At 73.0% G+C, this 21,081-nt stretch carries 20 protein-coding genes and 1 riboswitch; of the genes, 17 read left to right on the forward strand and 3 right to left on the reverse strand.

Going from position 1 to position 21,081, the window contains the following annotated elements; all coding sequences use genetic code 11:
* Window positions 1-42 precede the first annotated feature (42 nt).
* The 13 genes from ACH4TP_RS11970 to ACH4TP_RS12030 all read left to right on the forward strand — a co-directional run bounded on the left by ACH4TP_RS11970 (window position 43) and on the right by ACH4TP_RS12030 (window position 13,449).
* Window positions 43-975 (forward strand): ABC transporter permease, encoded by a 933-nt coding sequence (locus ACH4TP_RS11970; protein WP_389230906.1) that lies wholly within the window; start codon window positions 43-45, stop codon window positions 973-975.
* Entirely contained in the window at window positions 968-1,753 is a 786-nt protein-coding gene (locus ACH4TP_RS11975; protein WP_389230909.1) for an ABC transporter ATP-binding protein, read from the forward strand. The genes ACH4TP_RS11970 and ACH4TP_RS11975 overlap by 8 nt, the downstream gene beginning before the upstream one ends.
* Before the next feature lie 111 nt (window positions 1,754-1,864).
* Window positions 1,865-2,512: a TetR/AcrR family transcriptional regulator gene (locus ACH4TP_RS11980; RefSeq protein ID WP_398437308.1), complete on the forward strand. Its 648-nt coding sequence runs from the start codon at window positions 1,865-1,867 to the stop codon at window positions 2,510-2,512.
* A 303-nt stretch (window positions 2,513-2,815) separates the two neighbouring features.
* On the forward strand, window positions 2,816-3,727 hold the full coding sequence (gene hpnC / locus ACH4TP_RS11985; protein ID WP_398437309.1) for a squalene synthase HpnC: 912 nt from the start codon (window positions 2,816-2,818) through the stop codon (window positions 3,725-3,727).
* Window positions 3,724-4,674, forward strand: a complete 951-nt coding sequence (gene hpnD, locus ACH4TP_RS11990; protein WP_398437311.1) for a presqualene diphosphate synthase HpnD — start codon at window positions 3,724-3,726, stop codon at window positions 4,672-4,674. Before hpnC ends, hpnD begins: the two co-directional genes overlap by 4 nt.
* Before the next feature lie 94 nt (window positions 4,675-4,768).
* A complete protein-coding gene (gene hpnE, locus ACH4TP_RS11995) occupies window positions 4,769-6,289 on the forward strand; it encodes a hydroxysqualene dehydroxylase HpnE (RefSeq protein ID WP_398437313.1) in 1,521 nt (506 codons plus the stop codon).
* Window positions 6,286-7,386 carry a polyprenyl synthetase family protein gene (locus ACH4TP_RS12000; RefSeq protein ID WP_389230920.1) on the forward strand — a complete coding sequence of 367 codons (1,101 nt, stop codon included), beginning with the start codon at window positions 6,286-6,288 and terminating at the stop codon, window positions 7,384-7,386. The genes hpnE and ACH4TP_RS12000 overlap by 4 nt, the downstream gene beginning before the upstream one ends.
* A gap of 107 nt (window positions 7,387-7,493) precedes the next feature.
* The gene (gene shc / locus ACH4TP_RS12005; RefSeq protein ID WP_398437317.1) at window positions 7,494-9,479 is read left to right on the forward strand and encodes a squalene--hopene cyclase; all 1,986 of its coding nucleotides are present in this window, start codon (window positions 7,494-7,496) and stop codon (window positions 9,477-9,479) included.
* Window positions 9,479-10,150 (forward strand): 1-hydroxy-2-methyl-2-butenyl 4-diphosphate reductase, encoded by a 672-nt coding sequence (locus ACH4TP_RS12010; RefSeq protein WP_398187268.1) that lies wholly within the window; start codon window positions 9,479-9,481, stop codon window positions 10,148-10,150. Before shc ends, ACH4TP_RS12010 begins: the two co-directional genes overlap by 1 nt.
* A 7-nt stretch (window positions 10,151-10,157) precedes the next feature.
* A complete protein-coding gene (gene hpnH / locus ACH4TP_RS12015) occupies window positions 10,158-11,183 on the forward strand; it encodes an adenosyl-hopene transferase HpnH (RefSeq protein ID WP_365221590.1) in 1,026 nt (341 codons plus the stop codon).
* Window positions 11,180-12,565, forward strand: a complete 1,386-nt coding sequence (locus ACH4TP_RS12020; RefSeq protein ID WP_389230929.1) for an aspartate aminotransferase family protein — start codon at window positions 11,180-11,182, stop codon at window positions 12,563-12,565. The genes hpnH and ACH4TP_RS12020 overlap by 4 nt, the downstream gene beginning before the upstream one ends.
* A gap of 65 nt (window positions 12,566-12,630) precedes the next feature.
* Window positions 12,631-13,260 carry a helix-turn-helix domain-containing protein gene (locus ACH4TP_RS12025; RefSeq protein ID WP_389230932.1) on the forward strand — a complete coding sequence of 210 codons (630 nt, stop codon included), beginning with the start codon at window positions 12,631-12,633 and terminating at the stop codon, window positions 13,258-13,260.
* A 33-nt stretch (window positions 13,261-13,293) separates the two neighbouring features.
* Window positions 13,294-13,449 carry a DUF6126 family protein gene (locus tag ACH4TP_RS12030; protein ID WP_189803391.1) on the forward strand — a complete coding sequence of 52 codons (156 nt, stop codon included), beginning with the start codon at window positions 13,294-13,296 and terminating at the stop codon, window positions 13,447-13,449.
* Window positions 13,450-13,456: 7 nt separating this feature from the next.
* Here ACH4TP_RS12030 and ACH4TP_RS12035 read toward each other — a convergent pair whose 3' ends face one another.
* Window positions 13,457-14,278, reverse strand: a complete 822-nt coding sequence (locus tag ACH4TP_RS12035) for a tyrosine-protein phosphatase (RefSeq protein WP_398187275.1) — start codon at window positions 14,276-14,278, stop codon at window positions 13,457-13,459.
* 340 nt (window positions 14,279-14,618) lie between these two features.
* A riboswitch (cyclic di-AMP (ydaO/yuaA leader) is annotated at window positions 14,619-14,807 on the forward strand.
* A 4-nt stretch (window positions 14,808-14,811) separates the two neighbouring features.
* On the opposite strand from ACH4TP_RS12035, the gene ACH4TP_RS12040 reads away from it, so the two are divergent.
* From ACH4TP_RS12040 to ACH4TP_RS12050, 3 genes are all read left to right on the forward strand, one after another.
* Window positions 14,812-15,744, forward strand: a complete 933-nt coding sequence (locus ACH4TP_RS12040) for a peptidoglycan DD-metalloendopeptidase family protein (RefSeq protein ID WP_398437322.1) — start codon at window positions 14,812-14,814, stop codon at window positions 15,742-15,744.
* A 152-nt stretch (window positions 15,745-15,896) separates the two neighbouring features.
* Window positions 15,897-16,691: an SGNH/GDSL hydrolase family protein gene (locus tag ACH4TP_RS12045; RefSeq protein WP_389230941.1), complete on the forward strand. Its 795-nt coding sequence runs from the start codon at window positions 15,897-15,899 to the stop codon at window positions 16,689-16,691.
* A 152-nt stretch (window positions 16,692-16,843) separates the two neighbouring features.
* Window positions 16,844-17,617: an SIMPL domain-containing protein gene (locus tag ACH4TP_RS12050; protein WP_398437324.1), complete on the forward strand. Its 774-nt coding sequence runs from the start codon at window positions 16,844-16,846 to the stop codon at window positions 17,615-17,617.
* 108 nt (window positions 17,618-17,725) lie between these two features.
* On the opposite strand, the gene ACH4TP_RS12055 is transcribed toward ACH4TP_RS12050, so the two are convergent.
* Both ACH4TP_RS12055 and ACH4TP_RS12060 read right to left on the reverse strand, forming a co-directional pair.
* Entirely contained in the window at window positions 17,726-18,430 is a 705-nt protein-coding gene (locus tag ACH4TP_RS12055; protein ID WP_398437325.1) for a TetR/AcrR family transcriptional regulator, read from the reverse strand.
* Between the two features lie 65 nt (window positions 18,431-18,495).
* A complete protein-coding gene (locus ACH4TP_RS12060) occupies window positions 18,496-19,674 on the reverse strand; it encodes a Glu/Leu/Phe/Val dehydrogenase dimerization domain-containing protein (protein WP_398187287.1) in 1,179 nt (392 codons plus the stop codon).
* 101 nt (window positions 19,675-19,775) lie between these two features.
* Between ACH4TP_RS12060 and ACH4TP_RS12065 the strand changes: the two genes are divergently transcribed.
* Window positions 19,776-21,005, forward strand: coding sequence for an MBL fold metallo-hydrolase (locus ACH4TP_RS12065; protein WP_398437327.1), 1,230 nt, complete (start codon window positions 19,776-19,778; stop codon window positions 21,003-21,005).
* Window positions 21,006-21,081: the final 76 nt, after the last annotated feature.

The raw sequence follows: 21,081 nt of genomic DNA on the forward strand, positions 1-21,081 counted from the left end.
GTACTTCACGTGCCGCGCATCTTGAACACGAAAGTTTCGACTGTGAGTGACACACACCTGGGCGGGGCGGTCGCGACGAGCGCGCCTCCGTCCTCCGTCGACGAGGGCCTGGAGCCGGCCGCCCTCGCCGCGAAGTACGGCCTGGCCGTCAGCGGCGCCCGGCCCGGCCTGTTCGAGTACGTCCGCGACCTGTGGAGCCGCCGCCACTTCATCGTGGCCTTCTCCTCCGCGAAGCTGACCGCCCAGTACAGCCAGGCCAAGCTCGGCCAGATCTGGCAGGTGGCGACCCCGCTGCTGAACGCCCTGGTCTACTACCTGATCTTCGGGCTCATCCTGGACGCCGGCCGGGGCATGTCCAAGGGGGTCTACATCCCCTTCCTCGTCACCGGCATCTTCGTGTTCACCTTCACCCAGAACTCGGTCATGGCCGGTGTGCGGGCGATCTCGGGCAACCTGGGCCTCGTCCGGGCCCTGCACTTCCCCCGCGCCACCCTCCCGATCTCCTTCTCGCTCCAGCAGCTCCAGCAGCTGCTGTACTCGATGATCGTGCTCGTGCTGGTCGCGGTCTTCTTCGGCAGCTACCCCTCCCTCCGGTGGCTGCTGCTGATCCCCGCGCTGCTGCTGCAGTTCGTGTTCAACACGGGCCTCTCGATGATCGTGGCCAGGATGGGCGCCAAGACGCCCGACCTCGCGCAGCTGATGCCCTTCATCATGCGCACCTGGATGTACGCCTCGGGCGTCATGTTCTCGATCTCCGCGATGCTGGCCGACAAGCCCGCGTGGATCGCCGACGTCCTCATGTACAACCCGGCGGCCGTCTACATGGACCTCATCCGCTACGCCCTCATCGAGGGCTACGGCGCGCACAACCTGCCGGACCACGTCTGGATCACCGCCCTCGCCTGGGCCCTGGTCTTCGGCATCGGCGGTTTCGTCTACTTCTGGAAGGCCGAGGAGAGGTACGGCCGTGGCTGACACGACCCAGAGCAACGTCCCCACCGTCATCTGCGACGACGTCCACATCGTCTACCGGGTCAACGCCGGTGGCGGAGGCAAGGGCAGCGCCACCGCGGCGCTCAGCCGGATCGTCGGCCGCGGCCAGGCCGAGGTCTCCCGCGGCGTCCGCAAGGTCCACGCCGTCCGCGGCGTCACCTTCACCGCGTACAAGGGCGAGGCCATCGGCCTCATCGGCACCAACGGCTCCGGCAAGTCCACACTGCTGCGCGCCATCGCCGGACTGCTCCCCACCGAGAGCGGCAAGGTCTACACCGACGGGCAACCCTCGCTCCTGGGCGTCAACGCGGCCCTCATGAACGACCTCACCGGCGAGCGCAACGTGATCCTCGGCGGCCTCGCCATGGGCATGAGCCGCGAGGAGGTGAAGTCCCGCTACGAGGACATCGTCGACTTCTCCGGCATCAACGAGAAGGGCGACTTCATCAGCCTGCCGATGCGGACGTACTCCTCCGGCATGGGCGCCCGGCTCCGCTTCGCCATCGCGGCCGCCAAGAACCACGACGTCCTCCTCATCGACGAGGCGCTGGCGACCGGTGACCGCAAGTTCCAGATCCGCTCCGAGGCGCGCATCCGCGAGCTCCGCAAGGAGGCCGGCACGGTCTTCCTGGTGAGCCACAGCAACAAGTCCATCCGGGACACCTGCGACCGGGTGCTCTGGCTGGAGAAGGGGCAGCTCCTGATGGACGGCCCCACGGACGAGGTCCTCAAGGCGTACGAGCGCGAGACCGCGCGCTGAGGCCCGTGAAGAGCCTCTACCGGATTCATCCGGTAGAGGCTCTTCCGTTTTTCGCGCGTCGCGACCCCCACCTGGAATGTTCATGCGGTTAACTTCGGGCAGGATGAGCCCATGGCTGCGACCTCGGCGGGAAAGACGTACCACCACGGCGATCTGCGCAACGCGCTGATCTGTGCGGCCGTCGACCTCGCCACCGAAGGCGGCCCCGAGCGGGTCGTCCTGCGCGAGGCCGCCCGCCGGGTCGGCGTCTCGCCCACCGCCGCCTACCGGCACTTCGACGGCCGCGGCGAACTCCTGCGCACCGTCCGGGCCCACGCCCGGCGGGAGCTCGCCGCCTCCATGGAGCGCGCCGCCGCCCGCGAGCCCGGCGCCGACGACCCCGTCCTCGCGGCCGAGCGCCGGGTCGCCGCCCTCTGCCGGGGCTACGTCGGCTTCGCCGTGGAACAGCCCGGCCTCTACCGGTCCGCGTTCTGCGTGCCCCGCCCCCACGCGGCCGGCGAGAGCACCCCCGAGCGGCCGCCCGGCGAACCCGAGATCCGCGCGTTCACCCTGCTCAGGGAGGCGCTCGACGTGCTGGGTCGGCCCGGCACCGGGCGCCCCGGGGCCCGCCCCGCCACCGGCGCCGCGGCGTGGTCGGCCGTGCACGGACTGTCACTCCTCCTGGTCGACGGGCCGCTGCGCCGCCTCTCCCCGCAGGGGAGGAGCGTCGTCGTCGAGGCCACCCTCGCCATGGTGGTCTCCGGAGCGGGCACCGTCTGACCCCCAACTCCCTTGTGGTGCGGGCTGGTTGACGACCCGTACGGGTGGGGTCCGCGACGCCCGCCACCCCGGAATGGCGAAGGTCGTCGTACAACGTAAGCTGGACCGGTCTGTTTCGCGGCAAGTAGGGCGATACCCCGCGGCCATCGGGCCCCGCGGGTGGCGGCCCCACGGGCAGGGGTCGGCGGCGTGTCCGAAATAGGATGGATTGGATCGGCAGTGTAGAACGGGAGTCGTGACGGCCATGACGCAGAATCTCCAGCTCCACGAGGGTGTCGCCGTCCCTCCGTCGGGAAGCGCCCAGTGACGGAGACCCGGCAGGCGCGCACCGACGCCTCCTCGCGCGCCACACTCGGCAAGGCCGCGGACGAGAACTTCCCCGTGGCCCCCTTCTTCCTGCCCCGCGCCTGGCGCGACGACCTCATGGCCGTCTACGGATTCGCCCGGCTCGTCGACGACATCGGCGACGGCGACCTCGCCCCCGGCGGCGCCGACGCCCGCCACCTCGGCGTCGCCCCCGAAGCCGCGGAGGACCGGCTCGCCCTCCTCGACGCCTTCGAGACCGACCTCCACCGCGTCTTCGACTCCACCCCGCACCACCCCCTGCTGCGCGCCCTCCAGCCGACCGTCCGCCGGTGCGGGCTCACCCCCGGTCCCTTCCTCGGCCTGATCGCCGCCAACCGGCAGGACCAGCTGGTCCGCCGCTACGAGACGTACGACGAGCTCCTCGCGTACTGCGAGCTCTCCGCCAACCCCGTCGGCCGGCTCGTCCTCTCGATCACCGGCACCGACACCCCCGAGCGGATCCGGCGCTCCGACGAGATCTGCACCGCCCTCCAGATCGTCGAGCACCTCCAGGACGTCGCCGAGGACCTCGCCCGCGACCGGATCTACCTGCCGGCCGAGGACCTGGAGCGCTTCCGCGTCACCGAGGACGACCTCGCCGCGCCCACCGCCGGCGCCTCCGTGCGGGCCCTGGTCGCCTTCGAGGCCGAGCGGGCCCGCGCCCTCCTGCACGCGGGCGCCCCGCTCGTCGGCAGCGTCCACGGACGCCTCCGCCTCCTCCTCGCCGGATTCACCGCCGGGGGCCTCGCGGCGCTCGACGCCGTCCGGGACGCCGGGTTCGACGTACTGGCCGGCCCGCCGAAGTCCACCAAGCCGAGCCTGATGCGCCAGGCGGGAGCGGTACTGCTCCGGGCGCGGAAAGAGGGGTGAGCGCGACCGTGGAGGCACAGCACCAGCCGTCCGCACCGGTCCAGGCCGCCTACAGCTACTGCGAGGCGGTCACCGGACAGCAGGCCCGCAACTTCGCCTACGGCATCCGGCTGCTGCCGGCCGAGAAGCGGCAGGCGATGTCCGCGCTGTACGCCTTCTCGCGGCGCGTCGACGACATCGGCGACGGCACGCTCGCGCCCGAGGAGAAGCGGGAGCGGCTCGAAGCCACCCGGGACGTCCTCGACCGCGTCCGCAAGGGCCTGGTGGAGGAGGACGACATCGACCCCGTCGCCGTCGCCCTCGCCGACTCGGCCCGTCGCTTCCCGATCCCGCTCGGCGGCCTCGACGAGCTCATCGACGGCGTCCTCATGGACGTCCGCGGCGCGACCTACGAGACCTGGGACGACCTCAAGGTCTACTGCCGCTGCGTCGCCGGCGCGATCGGCCGGCTCTCCCTCGGCGTCTTCGGCACCCAGCCCGGCGCCCAGGGCGCCGACCGCGCCCCCGAGTACGCCGACACCCTCGGCCTCGCGCTCCAACTCACCAACATCCTCAGGGACGTACGCGAGGACGCCGGGAACGGCCGTACCTACCTGCCCGCCGACGACCTCGCCAAGTTCGGCTGCTCGGACGGCTTCGGCAGCGACACCCCGGCCCCCGGCGCCGACTTCGCCGGGCTCGTCCACTTCGAAGTGCGGCGCGCCCGCGCCCTGTTCGCCGAGGGCTACCGGCTCCTGCCCATGCTCGACCGGCGCAGCGGCGCCTGCGTCGCCGCCATGGCCGGCATCTACCGGCGCCTCCTCGACCGGATCGAGCGCGACCCCGGGGCCGTCCTGCGCGGCCGCGTCTCGCTGCCGGGCCGCGAGAAGGCGTACGTCGCGGTGCGCGGGCTCTCCGGCCTCGACACCCGCCACATCGCCCGCCGCACCGTCAGGAGGCGCGCCTGATGCGCCCGTCCCCCTCCCGGGCAACCCCGGAGGCCCTCACGGCGTCCCTGCCCGAGGTGCCCGATCCGACCCCGACGACCCGAACGGAGGCCGCGTGAACCCCGAAGAGACCGAACGGAACACCCCGCCGGCCGCCGCCGGGCCGCTCCCCGACACGGGCGCGTCCACCGGAGCCGGACCGGCCTCCCGTACGGACACGGGTGGGAGCACCGGCACGGGGGTCGGTGCCCGCACCGGCGGTGACCCGCGGTCCAGTGCCGTCGTCGTCGGTGGAGGGCTCGCCGGGATCACCGCCGCGCTCCAGCTGGCCGAGAGCGGTGTGCGGGTCACCCTGCTCGAAGGGCGGCCCCGGCTCGGAGGGCTCGCCTTCTCCTTCCGGCGGGGGGACCTGACCGTCGACAACGGTCAGCACGTCTACCTGCGCTGCTGCACCGCGTACCGCTGGTTCCTCGACCGGGTCGACGGGGCCGCGCTCGCGCCCCTGCAGGACCGCCTGGACGTCCCCGTCCTCGACGTCGCGCACCCCCGCGGCCCCCGGCTCGGCCGGATCCGCCGCGACGGCCTGCCCGTACCGCTGCACCTCGCGCGCAGCCTCGCCACCTACCCGCACCTCTCGCTCGCCGAGCGGGCCTCCGTCGGCCGGGCCGCGCTCGCCCTGAAGAAGCTCGACCCCGCCGACCCGGCGCTCGACGGCATCGACTTCGCCACCTGGCTCGGCCGGCACGGACAGTCCCCGCGGACCGTCGAGGCCCTCTGGGACCTCGTCGGCATCCCCACCCTCAACGCCCCCGCCCCGCAGGCCTCCATGGGGCTCGCCGCGATGGTCTTCAAGACCGGACTCCTCTCCGAGCCCGGCGCCGCCGACATCGGCTGGGCCCACGTCCCGCTCGGCGAACTCCACGACACCCGGGCCGCGAAGGAGCTCGACGCCCTCGGCGTCCGCACCGCGCTGCGCACCAAGGCCGAGCGGATCTCCCGTACCGACGACGGGCGTTGGGCCGTCGACGTACCGGGGGAGCGGATCGAGGCCGACGCCGTCGTCCTCGCCGTACCCCAGCACGAGACCCACGGCCTGCTCCCCGAAGGCGCCCTCGACGACCCCGACCGGCTCCTCGACATCGCCACCGCCCCCATCCTCAACCTGCACGTCGTCTACGACCGCAAGGTGCTGAAGCGGCCCTTCTTCACCGCGCTCGGCTCCCCGGTGCAGTGGGTCTTCGACCGCACCGACTCCTCCGGGCTCACCGGCGGCGGCCAGTACCTCGCCATCTCGCAGTCCGCCGCCCAGGACGAGATCGACGAACCCGTCGCCGCCCTGCGCGCGAAGTACCTCCCCGAGCTGGAGCGGCTGCTGCCCGCCGCCCGCGGCGCGGGGATCCGCGACTTCTTCGTCACCAGGGAGCGGACGGCCACGTTCGCCCCCGCCCCGGGCGTCGGCCGCCTCAGGCCCGGCGCCCGCACCAGGGCCCCGGGGCTGTATCTGGCCGGGGCCTGGACCGCCACCGGCTGGCCCGCGACCATGGAGGGTGCCGTCCGCAGCGGGTTCAGCGCCGCGGGCGCCGCGCTCTCCGCCCTCGGCCGCCGCCATGACCATCCGCTGCAGGAGGCGGTATGAGTGTGAGTACCGGAACAAGAGGAGAGACCGTGCCGACAGTGCAGCCGGAGAATCCGGCCGTCGACACCGCGGACGTGTCCGCACTGCTGGAGCGGGGGCGGACCCTGTCCACCCCCGTACTGCGGGCGGCCGTCGACCGCCTCGCACCACCCATGAACACCGTGGCCGCCTACCACTTCGGCTGGATCGACGCCCACGGCAACCCGACGGACGCCGACAGCGGCAAGGCCGTCCGCCCGGCGCTCGCCCTGATGTCGGCCGAGGCCGCGGGCGTCGCGCCCGAGGTCGGGATCCCCGGCGCCGTCGCCGTGGAGCTCGTCCACAACTTCTCGCTGCTCCACGACGACCTGATGGACGGCGACGAGCAGCGCCGCCACCGCGACACGGTGTGGAAGGTGCACGGGCCCGCGCAGGCGATCCTCGTCGGCGACGCGCTCTCCGCCCTCGCCAACGAGGTGCTGCTCGAACTCGGCACCGCCGAGGCCGGCCGCGCCACCCGCCGCCTCACCACCGCCAACCGCAAGCTCATCGACGGGCAGGCGCAGGACATCTCCTACGAGCACCGCGAGCGGGTCACCGTCGAGGAGTGCCTGGAGATGGAGGGCAACAAGACCGGCGCCCTGCTCGCCTGCGCCGCCTCCATCGGCGCCGTCCTCGCGGGCTGCGACGACCGGACCGCCGACAAGCTGGAGGAGTACGGCTACCACCTCGGCCTCGCCTTCCAGGCCGTGGACGACCTGCTCGGCATCTGGGGCGACCCGGACGCCACCGGCAAGCAGACCTGGAGCGACCTGCGCCAGCGCAAGAAGTCCCTCCCGGTCGTCGCCGCCCTCGCCGCGGGCGGCGAGGCCTCCGAGCGGCTCGGGCGACTGCTCGCCGAGGACGCCAAGTCCAGCGAGTTCGCCTCCTTCACGGAGGAGGACTTCGCCTACCGGGCCTCCCTCATCGAGGAGGCCGGAGGCCGCGAGTGGACCTCCCAGGAGGCCCGCCGCCAGCACGCGGTCGCGATCGCCGCGCTGCACGAGGTGGACATGCCGGCGCGGGTGCGGGAGCAGTTCACCGCACTGGCCGACTTCGTGGTCGTACGGAAGAGATGATCACCATCACCCTGATATGAGTTCGCAGTCGCCGGCCGGTGCCCTCCGGCGCCGGCCGACGGCAGACCCGCAGAAGCAGAAGGAACCGACTGCGCAAAGGGGAAGCCATGACAGCGACGACCGACGGAAGCGCCGGGGCCGTGGGCCCCCGGGCAGCCTCGGCCAGCAAGACGAACGACACCGACGCCTTCGCGTCCGGCCTCGACGGCACCGCCGCGCGGGCCGCCGAACGGGCCGTCGAGCACCTGCTCGCCCGGCAGGACCCGGCGGGCTGGTGGAAGGGCGACCTGGAGACCAACGTCACCATGGACGCCGAGGACCTCCTCCTCCGCCAGTTCCTGGGCATCCTCGACGCCGACACCACCCGCGCCGCCGCCCTCCACATCCGCCGCGAGCAGCGCGAGGACGGCGCGTGGGCCACCTTCTACGCCGGACCCGGCGAGCTCTCCGCCACCGTCGAGGCCTATGTGGCCCTGCGGCTCGCCGGAGACCCGCCCGAGGCCCCGCACATGGCCCGCGCCGCCGCCTGGGTCCGCGCCCGGGGCGGGATCGCCGCCGCCCGGGTCTTCACCCGGATCTGGCTGGCCCTCTTCGGCTGGTGGCGCTGGGAGGACCTGCCCGAGCTGCCGCCGGAACTGCTCTTCCTGCCGAAGTGGTTCCCGCTCAACATCTACGACTTCGGCTGCTGGGCCCGGCAGACGATCGTGCCGCTCACCGTGGTCTCCGCGAAGCGCCCGGTCCGGCCCGCGCCCTTCCCCCTCGACGAGCTGCACACCGACCCGGCGCGACCGAACCCGCCCCGGGCACTCGCCCCGGCCACCGGCTGGGACGGGATCTTCCAGCGGCTCGACAAGGCCCTGCACGTCTACCACCGCTTCGCCCCGCGCGGGCTGCGCACCACCGCCATGAACGTCGCCGCCCGGTGGATCGTCGAGCGCCAGGAGAACGACGGCTGCTGGGGCGGCATCCAGCCCCCCGCCGTGTACTCGGTCATCGCCCTCCACCTCCTCGGCTACGACCTGAAGCACCCGGTCATGCGGGCCGGACTGGAATCCCTCGACCGGTTCGCCGTGTGGCGCGAGGACGGCTCGCGGATGATCGAGGCCTGCCAGTCGCCCGTCTGGGACACCTGCCTCGCCACCATCGCCCTCGCCGACGCCGGGCTCGCCCCCGACCACCCGGCGCTCGTCAGGGCCGTGGACTGGATGCTCGACGAGGAGATCACCCGGACCGGGGACTGGGCGGTGCGACGGCCCGGACTCCCGCCCAGCGGCTGGGCGTTCGAGTTCCACAACGACAACTACCCCGACATCGACGACACCGCCGAGGTCCTGCTCGCCCTGCGCCGGGTGAAGCACCCCGACCCCGCCCGGGTGGAGGCCGCCATCGCCCGGGGTGCCCGCTGGACCCTCGGCATGCAGTCGAAGAACGGAGCCTGGGGAGCCTTCGACGCCGACAACACCAGCATCCTCCCCAACAAGCTGCCGTTCTGCGACTTCGGCGAGGTGATCGACCCGCCCTCCGCCGACGTCACCGCCCACGTCGTCGAGATGCTCGCGTACGAGGGCATGGCCCAGGACCCGCGCGCCCGCCGGGGCATCGAGTGGCTGCTCGCCGAACAGGAGCCCCACGGAGCCTGGTTCGGCCGCTGGGGCGTCAACCACGTGTACGGCACGGGCTCGGTGCTCCCCGCGCTCGCCGCCGCCGGACTGCCCGCCTCCCACCCGGCGATGCGCCGTGCCGTCTCCTGGCTCGGATCCACACAGAACGACGACGGCGGCTGGGGCGAGGACCTCCGCTCGTACAAGGAGGAGGAGTGGGTCGGGCGCGGTCCCTCCACCGCCTCCCAGACCGCCTGGGCCCTGATCGCCCTCCTCGCCGCCGGGGAGCGCGACTCCGAGCCCGTCCGCAGGGGCGTCGCCTGGCTGGTCGAGACCCAGCGGGAGGACGGCTCCTGGGACGAGCCGCACTTCACCGGCACCGGCTTCCCCTGGGACTTCTCCATCAACTACCACCTCTACCGGCAGGTGTTCCCGCTCACGGCGCTCGGGCGTTACGTGTACGGGGAGTCCTCGCCGCGCAAGGAGGACTGATGGGCCGCGAGCCCGGCCCGGGCGCCGGACCGCCGCTGCTGATCGCCTGCGCGCTGGGCATCGAGCAGTTCGCCCTGCGCAGCGGGGACCGGGGCGGCGCGCCGGGCCCCGTGACCGTGCTGCGCACCGGCATGGGGCCCGAACGGGCGCATCGGGCCGTGTCCCGGATGCTCGGCGAGGAGCAGTGGCGCGACGCCGCCGTGATCGCCTCCGGCTTCTGCGCGGGCCTCGCCCCCGGGATGCACCCGGGGGACCTGATCGTCGCCGACGAGACCCGCGCCCCCGACGGCACGACCCTCTGCGCCGGGACCGACCTGCTGGTGAAGGCCCTGGTCAAGGCGGTGCCGGGGCGCGCCGTCCACACCGGGCCGCTGATCGGCTCCGACCATGTGGTGCGGGGCCCCGAGCGGGCCGCGCTCGGGGCCGGCGGGGCGATCGCCGTCGACATGGAGTCCGCCGCCACCCTCCGTACCGCCCGGGCCGCCGGAGCGTTCGGGGAGGGGCCGGACGCCCGCCCGGTTGCGGCCGTCCGGGTGGTCGTGGACGCTCCGGAACATGAACTGGTTCGGATCGGCACGGTACGCGGGGGAATATCAGCCTTCCGTGTTCTTCGTGCCGTCCTTCCCGCATTCTTCGAATGGCACCGTTCTTTGCTGCTCCCCAGGAGGTGAACGAGTTATGGCCATGCCGCTCCGTCAGTCCATCCGGGTCGGGACCTACCTCTTCGAACAGAAGCTCCGCAAGCGGGACAAGTTCCCGCTGATCGTCGAGCTGGAGCCGCTCTACGCCTGCAACCTCAAGTGCGAGGGCTGCGGGAAGATCCAGCACCCGGCGGGCGTCCTCAAGCAGCGCATGCCGGTCGCCCAGGCGGTCGGCGCGGTCCTGGAGTCCGGCGCCCCGATGGTGTCCATCGCGGGCGGCGAGCCCCTGATGCACCCTCAGATCGACGAGATCGTGCGCCAGTTGGTGGCCCGCCGCAAGTACGTCTTCCTCTGCACCAACGCCATGCTGCTGCGCAAGAAGCTGGAGAAGTTCACCCCCTCCCCGTACTTCGCCTTCGCCGTCCACATCGACGGGCTGCGCGAGCGGCACGACGAGTCCGTCGCCAAGGAGGGCGTGTTCGACGAGGCGGTGGCGGCCATCAAGGAGGCCAAGCGGCGCGGCTTCCGGGTCACCACCAATTCGACCTTCTTCAACACCGACACCCCGCAGACCATCATCGAGGTGCTCAATTTCCTCAACGACGACCTCCAGGTCGACGAGATGATGATCTCGCCCGCCTACGCCTACGAGAAGGCCCCCGACCAGGAGCACTTCCTCGGCGTCGAGCAGACCCGCGAACTCTTCAAGAAGGCCTTCGCCGGCGGGAACCGGCGCCGCTGGCGCCTCAACCACTCGCCGCTCTTCCTGGACTTCCTGGAAGGAAAGGCGGACTTCCCCTGCACCGCCTGGGCCATTCCCAACTACTCGCTCTTCGGCTGGCAGCGCCCCTGCTATCTGATGAGCGACGGATACGTCCCCACGTACCGCGAACTCGTCGAGGACACCGACTGGGACAAGTACGGCCGGGGCAAGGACCCGCGCTGCGCCAACTGCATGGCGCACTGCGGCTACGAGCCCACCGCCGTCCTCGCCACCATGGGCTCCCTCAAGGAGTCCCTGCGCGCGGTCCGGGAGACGGTCTCCGGGAACAGCACGTCATGACCGGCGGGTTCGACCTGCGGGCGCTGCTCTCCGAGCGCGGCGCCGAGCGGTACGAGCTGCATGCCAGGTACCTCAACCACCAGTTGCCGCGCATGCTGCACACCATCGGCTTCGACAAGGTCTACGAGCGGGCCGAGGGCGCCCACTTCTGGGACGCCGACGGCGCCGACCACCTCGACATGCTCGCCGGCTTCGGCGTGATGGGCCTCGGACGGCACCACCCCGTCGTCCGCAAGGCCCTCCACGACGTCCTGGACGCCCAGCTCGCCGACCTCACCCGCTTCGACTGCCAGCCGCTGCCGGGACTCCTCGCGGAGAAGCTGCTCGCCCACAGCCCGCACCTCGACCGGGTCTTCTTCGGCAACAGCGGCACCGAGGCCGTGGAGACCGCCCTCAAGTTCGCCCGGTACGCCACCGGGCGGCCGAGGATCCTCTACTGCCACCACGCCTTCCACGGGCTCACCACCGGCTCCCTCTCCGTCAACGGCGAGCAGGGCTTCCGGGAGGGCTTCGACCCGCTCCTGCCGGACACCGCGATCGCCCTGGGCGACCTCGGCGCCCTGGAGCGGGAGCTGCGCAAGGGCGACGTGGCCGCCTTCGTCGTCGAGCCCGTCCAGGGCAAGGGCGTCCACGAGGCGCCTCCGGGCTTCCTGCGGGGCGCCCAGGACCTCCTCCACCGGCACGGGGCGCTGCTCATCGCCGACGAGGTGCAGACGGGCCTCGGCAGGACCGGCGACTTCTACGCCTACCAGCACGAGGAGGGCGTCGAACCGGACCTGGTCTGCGTCGCCAAGGCGCTCTCCGGCGGCTATGTGCCGGTCGGCGCCACCCTCGGCAAGGACTGGATCTTCAAGAAGGTCTACTCGTCGATGGACCGGGTCCTGGTCCACTCGGCGAGCTTCGGATCGAACGCGCAGGCCATGGCCGCCGGGCTCGCCGTCCTCTCGGTCATGGAGGACGAGGGCACGGTCGCCCACGCCCGGCGGATCGGCGACCTGCTCTCCGGCCGTCTGAAGGAGCTCGTGCCCCGGTACGAACTCCTGCACGAGATCCGCGGGCGCGGCCTGATGATCGGGATCGAGTTCGGGCGGCCGTCCTCGCTGGGGCTGCGCGGGCGCTGGACGATGCTCCAGGCCGCCCGCAAGGGCCTCTTCGCGCAGATGGTCGTCGTCCCGCTGCTCCAGCGGCACAGGATCCTCACCCAGGTCTCCGGGGACCACCTGGAGGTGATCAAGCTGATCCCGCCGCTGGTCATCGACGAGGCGGACGTGGACCGGTTCGTCACCGCCTTCACGGCGGTCATGGACGACGCCCACGGCGGCGGCGGGCTGATGTGGGACTTCGGGAAGACACTGGTCAAGCAGGCGGTCGCGCAGCGTTAGCGCCGCCGCTTTGCCTCTGAGGCAAGAAACTTGCCTCAGAGGCACGATCCTGGCGGAATGGACGCATGGACCACGTCCCCGGGGAGACCTCCCCGGACCCCGTCACCCCCGACGTCCTGCCCGACGTCGCCCCCCAGCTGCGGGCCCTGCGCCGCCGCCGGGGACTCACCCTGGAGGCCGCCGCCCAGCGGGCCGGCCTCTCGCCGGCCCACCTCTCGCGCCTGGAGACCGGGAACCGGCAGCCCTCGCTGCCGATGCTGCTCGCCCTGTCCCGTATCTACGGTACGACGGTCTCCGAGCTCCTGGGGGAGACGCCCCCCGAGCGCGACCCCGTCGTCCGGGCCGGCCGCTCCGAACCCGTCGAGGCCGACGGCTGGATCTACCGCCAGGCGGGCGGCGCCGGACGCGCCCTCCAGTGCCTGCGGGTCCACGTGCCGTACGCCACCCGGGCCGACATCGTGCGCGTCCACCCCGGCGAGGAGTGGATCCACGTCCTGGAGGGCCGGGTGCGGCTCGCGCTCGGCGAGGCCGTCCACGTCCTCGACCCCGGGGACAGCGCGCACTTCGACTCGCTGACCCCGCACCGGATCGGCGCCGCCACCCCCGGCGGGGCCGAGCTGCTCTTCGTCCACACCCTGATGCAGAGCCCCGCTGCCGAGCTGTGCCTCGGCGACGGGACCCCGCACCGGCGCTGACGTTCCATGATGATTCTTCAGGAAAGGGCCGACATGTCCGAGAAGTCCGTACCGGTCACCGGCGAGGAGCGCGGTGAAGGCAAGTTCCCCAAGGGGCTGGTGCTCCGCCTCTTCGCCTATCTGATCGCCGGCCACCTCTTCGCCGGCTTCCTCTACCTGCTCTTCATGCTGGGCGGGCAGAACCAGTAGGGGCCGGCTACGCCTCCGTGACCAGGCGCTCCCGCAGCCGCTCACGGGTCTCGGGGGCCAGCTTCAGGCCCTCGGACAGATAGGCGTCGACCGTGCCCCAGGTCGCCTCGATCGTCTCGAAGGCGGCCCGCAGGTACTCCACCCGCGCGTCGAAGAGCGGGCTGAGCAGCTCCATCACCTCGGGCGACATCGCGTCCGCGCTGGTGGAGCTGCGGCGCACCTTGTAGCGGCGGTGCGGGTCGTTCGACTTCACGTAGTCGGCCTCGATCGCCTCCCGCTCGACCCCGACCGCGAGCAGGGTGATCGCGATGGCGAGCCCGGCCCGGTCCTTGCCCGCGGCGCAGTGCATGAGGGCCGGGACGCTCTCCTCCGCCATGGCGTGGAGGATCCGGCTGTGCTCCGCGGTCCGCTCGACGATCATCTTCCGGTACGAGTCGGCCATCCGCGCGGCCGCCTTGCCGTCGCCGAGGACCTCGCGCAGCTGCGCGGTCTCGCCGTCGCGCACCAGCTTCCAGAACTCCTTGCCGTCGGCCGGGTCGTTGAGGGGTATGTTCACGTTCCGCACGCCGGGCAGCTCGACGTCCGCGCCCTCGACCTTCCGGTCCGACTCGTTGCGGAAGTCGAAGACGGTGTGCAGCCCCAGCGAGGCCAGGAAGGCGGCGTCGTCCTCCGTCGCGTGGGCGAGGTGGCCGCTGCGGAAGAGGCGGCCGGGGCGGACGGCGCGCCCGTCCGTCGTCGGCAGGCCGCCCACGTCCCGGAAGTTGCGGACCTCCGTCAGCTCGGGCTCGGCGCCTTCGGCGGGCGGGACCTGCGGCAGCTGCTGCGTCACGGCTGCTCCTGTTCTGTAGATCGGTTCCTGGGGCAATCATCTCGGGTGGGGGCCGGGACTCGCACCCCCTGGGACGGGAATGGGTGATCTGTCCGTATTGACTGATTGCGCATAACCCGCCCCGGTTGCAGGGGAGATGGGGATCGGCGCGTGAGCAGCGTCATAACCGTGACGGACCGTGCCTGATCGTCTTTTCCAAATACCCCCGGGGAAAAGGAGGTCGAGGGGGAGTCATCCACGGAGGGTGACCGGAATTCCGGCCGCATTCCACCGGATTCCGAAGCGCTTGGAAATCGTGGCTTGTTCGCCCCGACCCCCCTCGTCTAGCGTCGCGCTCAATCCGGACGGACCGCCGAATCCTGCCACCGACCGGAATCCGCACTCACCCGAAGAAGGCAGGAGCGGGGGACCCAGGTAGTACGCCGATCCCTTCGAAGAAGGACGGCTCGGGGTGAAGTCGCGCGAGAACGCGGCCGGACATCTCCAGTCCGAACCCGACAGCTCACCTCGCAGGCGCCGGAGAGGAATTCGCCATGCCCGCGAAGGGTAAGCACCGCCGCCCCAAGTCCAGCCGTCTGACCCGCGGCCTCGCCGCCGCCGGCACCGGTGGCGCCGTCGTCGCCCTCCCGCTCCTCGGAGCCACCGGCGCCCACGCCGCCGAGCAGGCCGCCCCGGCCGCCGCTCCCGCCGTCGCCCCGGTGAAGGCCGCGCCCGCCGCCCCCGCGAAGGCCGCGCCGAAGACGTACTCCGTCGTGCGGGGCGACTACCTGTCGAAGATCGCCTCGGAGCACCACCTCGCCGGCGGCTGGCACAAGCTCTACGAGGACAACCGCCGGGTCATCGGCGAGAACCCCTCGCTGATCATGCCCGGCATGAAGCTCACCCTCGGCGCCAAGAGCACGGCCGGGGCCGACCACCGGGGCACGTGGAGCTCCGGCAAGAACGGCGACGAGGCCCCCCGCGCCTCCCGTGGCGGCGAGCGCGCCCCGGCCCCGGCCGCCGCCGCGACCGCCACCTCCTCCTCGACGCCCGCCCCGTCGGCCGGTGCGACCTCCTCCTCCGGCTGGGTCGCCCCCATCCCCGGCGCCGGCATGTCGACCCCGTACCACCAGGCCGGCTCCATGTGGTCCTCCGGCTACCACACCGGCGTCGACTTCATCGCCTCCACCGGCACCCCCGTCCACGCGGTCGGCCCCGGCACCGTCTACTCCGCCGGCGACGGCGGCGCGTACGGCAACCAGGTCGTCATCCAGCACGCCGACGGCACCTTCTCGCAGTACGCCCACCTGTCCTCGATCTCCGTCTCCGCCGGCCAGACCGTCACCGGCGGCGAGCAGATAGGCCTCTCCGGCGCGACCGGCAACGTCACCGGCCCGCACCTGCACTTCGAGATGCGCACCGGGCCGGAGTACGGCTCCGACATCGACCCGCTGGCTGCCCTGCGCGCGCACGGCGTGAGCATCTGACGCGACGTCGCCTCCCGGAGGCCCGGCACCCCTGTGCCGGGCCTCCGGCGTATTCCGGTTTGGCGGAATCTTTATCGGTGGCATATGTCACCCTGCGTCAACCCTTCCTTACGGTCGCGTAGGTCACATCAGAAGAGGAAGGATGTGGTCCCGTGGCAGACGATTCGAGATCAACAGACAAGAACGCATTCGGGTCGTACGCGGCGATCGGTGACAGCTTCACCGAGGGCGTCGGGGACCCCGGGCCCGAGGGGGCGTACGTCGGCTGGGCGGACCGCTTCGCGGTCCTGCTCGCCGACCAGCTGCCGGAGCACGACGCCTTCCGCTACGCCAACCTGGCCGTACGCGGGCGCCTCCTCGACCAGATCGTGGCGGAACAGGTCCCCCGGGCGAAGGAACTCGCCCCCGACCTGGTGACCTTCTGCGCGGGCGGCAACGACATCATCCGCCCCGGGACGGACCCCGACGAGGTGGCCGAGCGCTTCGAGCGCGCCGTCGCCGACCTCACCTCCGCCGTCGGCACCGTCATGGTGACCACCGGCTTCGACACCCGCGGCGTGACCCTCCTCAAGCACCTGCGCGGCAAGATCGCCACGTACAACGGGCACGTCCGGGCCATCGCGGACCGCTACGGCTGCCCGGTCCTCGACCTGTGGTCGCTGAAGTCCGTGCAGGACCGGCGCGCCTGGGACGACGACCGGCTGCACCTCTCGCCCGAGGGCCACACCCGCGTCGCCCTGCGCGCCGCCCAGGTACTCGGCATGGAGGTGCCCGCCGACCCGGACCAGCCCTGGCCGCCGGAGCCGCCGCGCGGCACGCTGGAAGTCCGCCGCGACGACATCCACTGGGCCCGGGAGTACCTGGTGCCCTGGATCGGACGCCGGCTGCGCGGCGAGAGCTCGGGCGACCACGTGGAGGCGAAGCGCCCCGACCTCATGCCCCTGTAGCGGAGGACGGACCGGCGGGGACGAGCGGCCCCGGTTGGTGCGGAGAGGTGAAGGGCGCCGGCGGTCAGGAGTGGCGCGCGGGAGGCGGCGGCGCCGGGTGCTGGGATGTGCCCGCCGGAGCCCCGGCACCCACCGCCCGAAGGGACCCGCCCGTGACGATTCGCCGGCCCAGCGCCGCCCGCACCGCCCGTCTGCTCGCCGCCACCGCCGTGCTCGGCGGCCTCCTCGCCGGCACGGCGGCCCCCGCCCTGGCCGCCGCGCCCGGGCGGGCCGCCCTCCGCACCTCCGTCCGGGACGCCGCCCCGGCCACGGCAACGGTCACCGTCACGGGCGACGGCCGGGCGTCCGCCGCGCCCGACCTGGCGATCCTGTCCGTCGGCGTCGAGGCCACCCGCGCGACGGCGAAGGAGGCGATGGCGGCGCAGCGGACCGGGGCAGAGGCGCTGCTCGGCGTGCTGCGCCGGCAGGGCATCGCCGACCGGGACGTCCGCACCGACAGCCTCTCGCTGTCCCCGGTCTACACCCAGACCAAGGAGGGGGACAGCAAGGTGACGGGCTATCAGGCGGGGCAGTCGTTCTCCGTGAAGGTCCGCGACATCGACAGGACCGGCCAGGTCGTCGGGGCCGTCAACGAAGCCAGCGGGAGCGCGGGCCGGATCAACGGGGTCGTCTTCGACGTCGCCGACCCGTCGGCGCTGCGCGCCAAGGCCCGCGAGGCCGCCTACCGGGACGCCTACGACAAGGCCTCCCAGCACGCCCGGCTCAGCGGTCACCAGCTCGGCCGGCTGGTCTCCCTGAGTGAAGGCGAATCCGTCCGCCCCGGCCTCGGCACGGCCCCCCTCCCCGCGGACGAGCCCGGCGTCCCCCTGGCACCCGGCGAGATCGAGGAGCAGGTCACGGTCTCGGCGGTGTACGAACTGATCTGACGCGCGGGACGTACGGGGCCGCCCCGGCGGGCGGGGGCGCGGCCGGGCCGGCCGGGGCGGATCGCCCGGGTCCGGACCGGCCGCGGCGGCCTTTTCGGGCCCGGTCGGCTACGGCCTCGGCCTCGGCGGGCGGCGGTCCGGCACCTCCGGCGCGTCCGGGGCCTCCGGCACCTCCGGCGCGTCCGGCCCTCCCGGCTCCTCCGGTGCGGCCGGATCCGGTGCCGGCAGGTCGAGTTCCCGGGTGAGGGCCGCGTCCGCCCAGCGGAGCATCGTGGTGCGGGGGAGGGCGCCGGGGTAGGCCGTGGTCTGGACGGCGAGGCCGTCGAGGAGGGCGGTGAGGCGCCAGGCGGTTCCGGTGGGGTCCGGGCAGCGGAACTCCCCGGTGGCGACGCCCTCCTCGATGACCTGGATCAGGGCCGTCTTCCACGCGCGGTCGAGGGAGGCGGCGACCCGGCGCAGTTCGGGATCGCGCAGGGAGGCCGCCCAGCCCTCGATCCACAGGCGCCAGCCCTTGGCCTGACCGGTCGGGGCGTACCAGCGGATCGCGGCCCGCAGCCGCCGGAGGGCGGTGGAGCGCCGCCCGAGCAGCCGGCGCAGCTGGGCGAGGTCGTCCTCGGCCGCGTGGGCGAAGGCCGCGGCGACCAGCCGCTCCTTGGACGAGAAGTGGTAGAGCACGAGCGCGTTGCTCACGCCGAGCGCGGCGGCCACGTCGGAGATCCGGACGGCGGCGACGCCACGGGCCTCGATCTGCTCGACGGCGGCCCCCAGGAGTTCCTCCCGCCGCTCGGCCACGCTCAACCGCACTCTCGCCACGCCGTGCAGCCTACACAGCACATGACAAGGGCATGATCGCCAAACGGCTCCGGCGCGTGGCCGGTTCAGTACCAGCCGTAGCGTTCGGCGATCACCGGCAGCCGCTCGTCGACCAGCGCGTGCGCCGCGGCGCGCGGGCTGACGCCGTCCGCCTCCGCCCGGTCGAGCATCCCGCCGACGAGCGTCCGCATCGCCTGCCGCACCCGCGCGAAGGCCTGCTCCGCGTCGGCCTCGATGTCGCCGAAGAGCGTCCACCACCACCAGGCGTTCGTGCACGAGTTCACGACCACGTCCGGAAGGACGGTCACCCCGCGCGCGGCGAGCGCCTCCTCGGCCTCCGGCAGGACCGGCATGTTGGCCGCCTCGGCGATCCAGCGGGCGGTGATCCGGCCCTGGTCCGCGGCGCCGATCGCGTACGAGACGGCCGCCGGGACGAGGACCTCGGCGTCGGCCGAGAGCCAGGCGTCCCCGGACTCCTCGCGGTCGCCGGGCCGCAGCGCGGAGCGGTCGACGGTCCCGTGCGCGTCGCGGGCGGCGAGCAGCGCCTCGACGTCGAGGCCGTCGGGGTTCACGATCGTGCCCCGGACGTCGGCGACGGCCACCACCCGCAGTCCGGCCCGGGCGAGGAAGCGGGCGGTCGCCCCGCCCATGGTGCCGAGGCCCTGCACGGACACCCGGGTCCCCTCGTACGGCCGCCCGGCCCGGTCGAGGGCGACGAGCACGGACTCGGCGACCCCGAGGCCGCCGACGAGCTCGTCGAGCCCGATGCCGTCCACCTCGATCGCGAACGCGTCGGCGAGCCGCTTCCGGGCCTCCGCCTCGTCCTCCAGGAGCGGGTACACGGCCTGTACGGAGGAGACGAGCCCCGCCTCGGCCACCGCCCGGTCCACCAGGTCCTGGGTGAGCCCGAGGTCCTCCCCGGTGGTCCAGAACCGCTCGACGTACGGCCGCATCGCCCGCAGATAGCGCACGAGGACGCCGTACGCCTCGGGGGAGCGGGGGTCGCAGTCGATGCCGCCCTTGGCGCCGCCCAGCGGCACGTACCGGGCGGACGGGTCGTAGTGCAGGGCCTCCTTCATGGTCATGCCCCGGGCGAGTCCGGCGACCTCCTCCGCCGTGCAGCCCTCCCGCATCCGCAGGCCGCCGCTGGCCACGCCGCGCACCAGCCGGTCGACCACCAGATGGCCCCGCCGCCCGGTCACGTGATCGGTCCAGTCGACGGACAGCAGGGGGGTGGGGCTCATCGCGGATCTCCTCGGAGGGGACGGGGCGGCCGGGCGGATCGTACTGAACGACGATTCAGTATGGCCGACCGCCCGGCCGTCTCCGGCCCGGGCCGCCCATAATGGAACGACCCCAGAGATCAGGAGGTCCTGTGACCGGTACCGGCTCCGACCGTTCGCCGCGGGCCCGGCTGCGCGCGCTGCGCCCCGAGTCCTTCGGCGCGGACCCCACGGGCGAGCGCCTCGCCCGGATCCGCCGTTCGCCGAACTTCGCGGACGGGATCTTCCAGAACCCCGAACCGGCGAGCCGCCGCCCCTCCGGGTCCGGCGTCGAATTCGCCAAGGTCTACTTCGAGAAGGAAGGACGCGCGCGCCGCGCCCCCACCGGCGCGATCCCCGTCCACCCCACCACCCTCGCCGACCTGGCCGAGCCCCCGGCCACCGGCCTGCGCCTGACCTGGATGGGCCACTCCGGCATCCTCGCGGAGATCGACGGCCACCGGGTCCTCTTCGACCCGGTCTGGGGCGACCGCTGCTCCCCGTTCCCCTTCGCGGGCCCCAAGCGGCTCCACCCCGTGCCCGTGCCGCTCGCCGAGCTCGGCCCGGTCGACGTGGTCGTGATCTCGCACGACCACTACGACCACCTCGACCTGCCGACGATCAAGGCGCTGGCCGGCACCGACACGCTCTTCGCGGTGCCGCTCGGCGTCGGCGCGCACCTGGAGCGCTGGGGCGTGCCCGCCTCCCGCCTGCGCGAGCTGGACTGGAACGAGTCCACCGAGGTCGGCGACCTGCGGCTCACGGCCACCCCGGCCCGGCACTTCTGCGGTCGCGGCCTGCGCAACACGCAGCACACGCTCTGGGCGTCCTGGGTGGTGAGGGGCCCCGAGCACCGCGTCTTCCACAGCGGCGACACCGGCTACTTCTCCGGCTTCCAGGACATCGGCGCCGCCCACGGCCCCTTCGACGCCACGATGATCCAGATCGGCGCCTACTCGGAGTTCTGGACCGACATCCACATGACCCCGGCCGAGGGGATGCGGGCCCATCTGGACCTCCAGGGCGGCAAGCCCGCCGGGGTGCTGCTGCCGATCCACTGGGGCACCTTCAACCTCGCCCCGCACCCGTGGGCGGAGCCGGGGGAGTGGACGAAGGACGCGGCCGAGGAGGCGGGCCAGGCGGTGGCGTTCCCGAAGCCCGGTGAGCCCTTCGAGCCCGCCGGGAAGCTGCCGGGGGAGTCCTGGTGGCGGGCGGTCTCCCGGCCGATCCCGCGCCCGTGGCGCCGCCCCCGGCCGACGGGGACCGTGGCCGGGGCGCGGAGCGACGATCTCGACCTCGCGGGCGACAGGTGACGCCGGTGGGGGAGGACCTCGCCGGGGCCGTGCGGACACCCGGAGCGCCGGACCGCGGCTCCGGGGACGGGCCGGT

This window comes from Streptomyces sp. NPDC021012 (assembly GCF_044333355.1).
Taxonomy (GTDB): Bacteria; Actinomycetota; Actinomycetes; order Streptomycetales; family Streptomycetaceae; genus Streptomyces.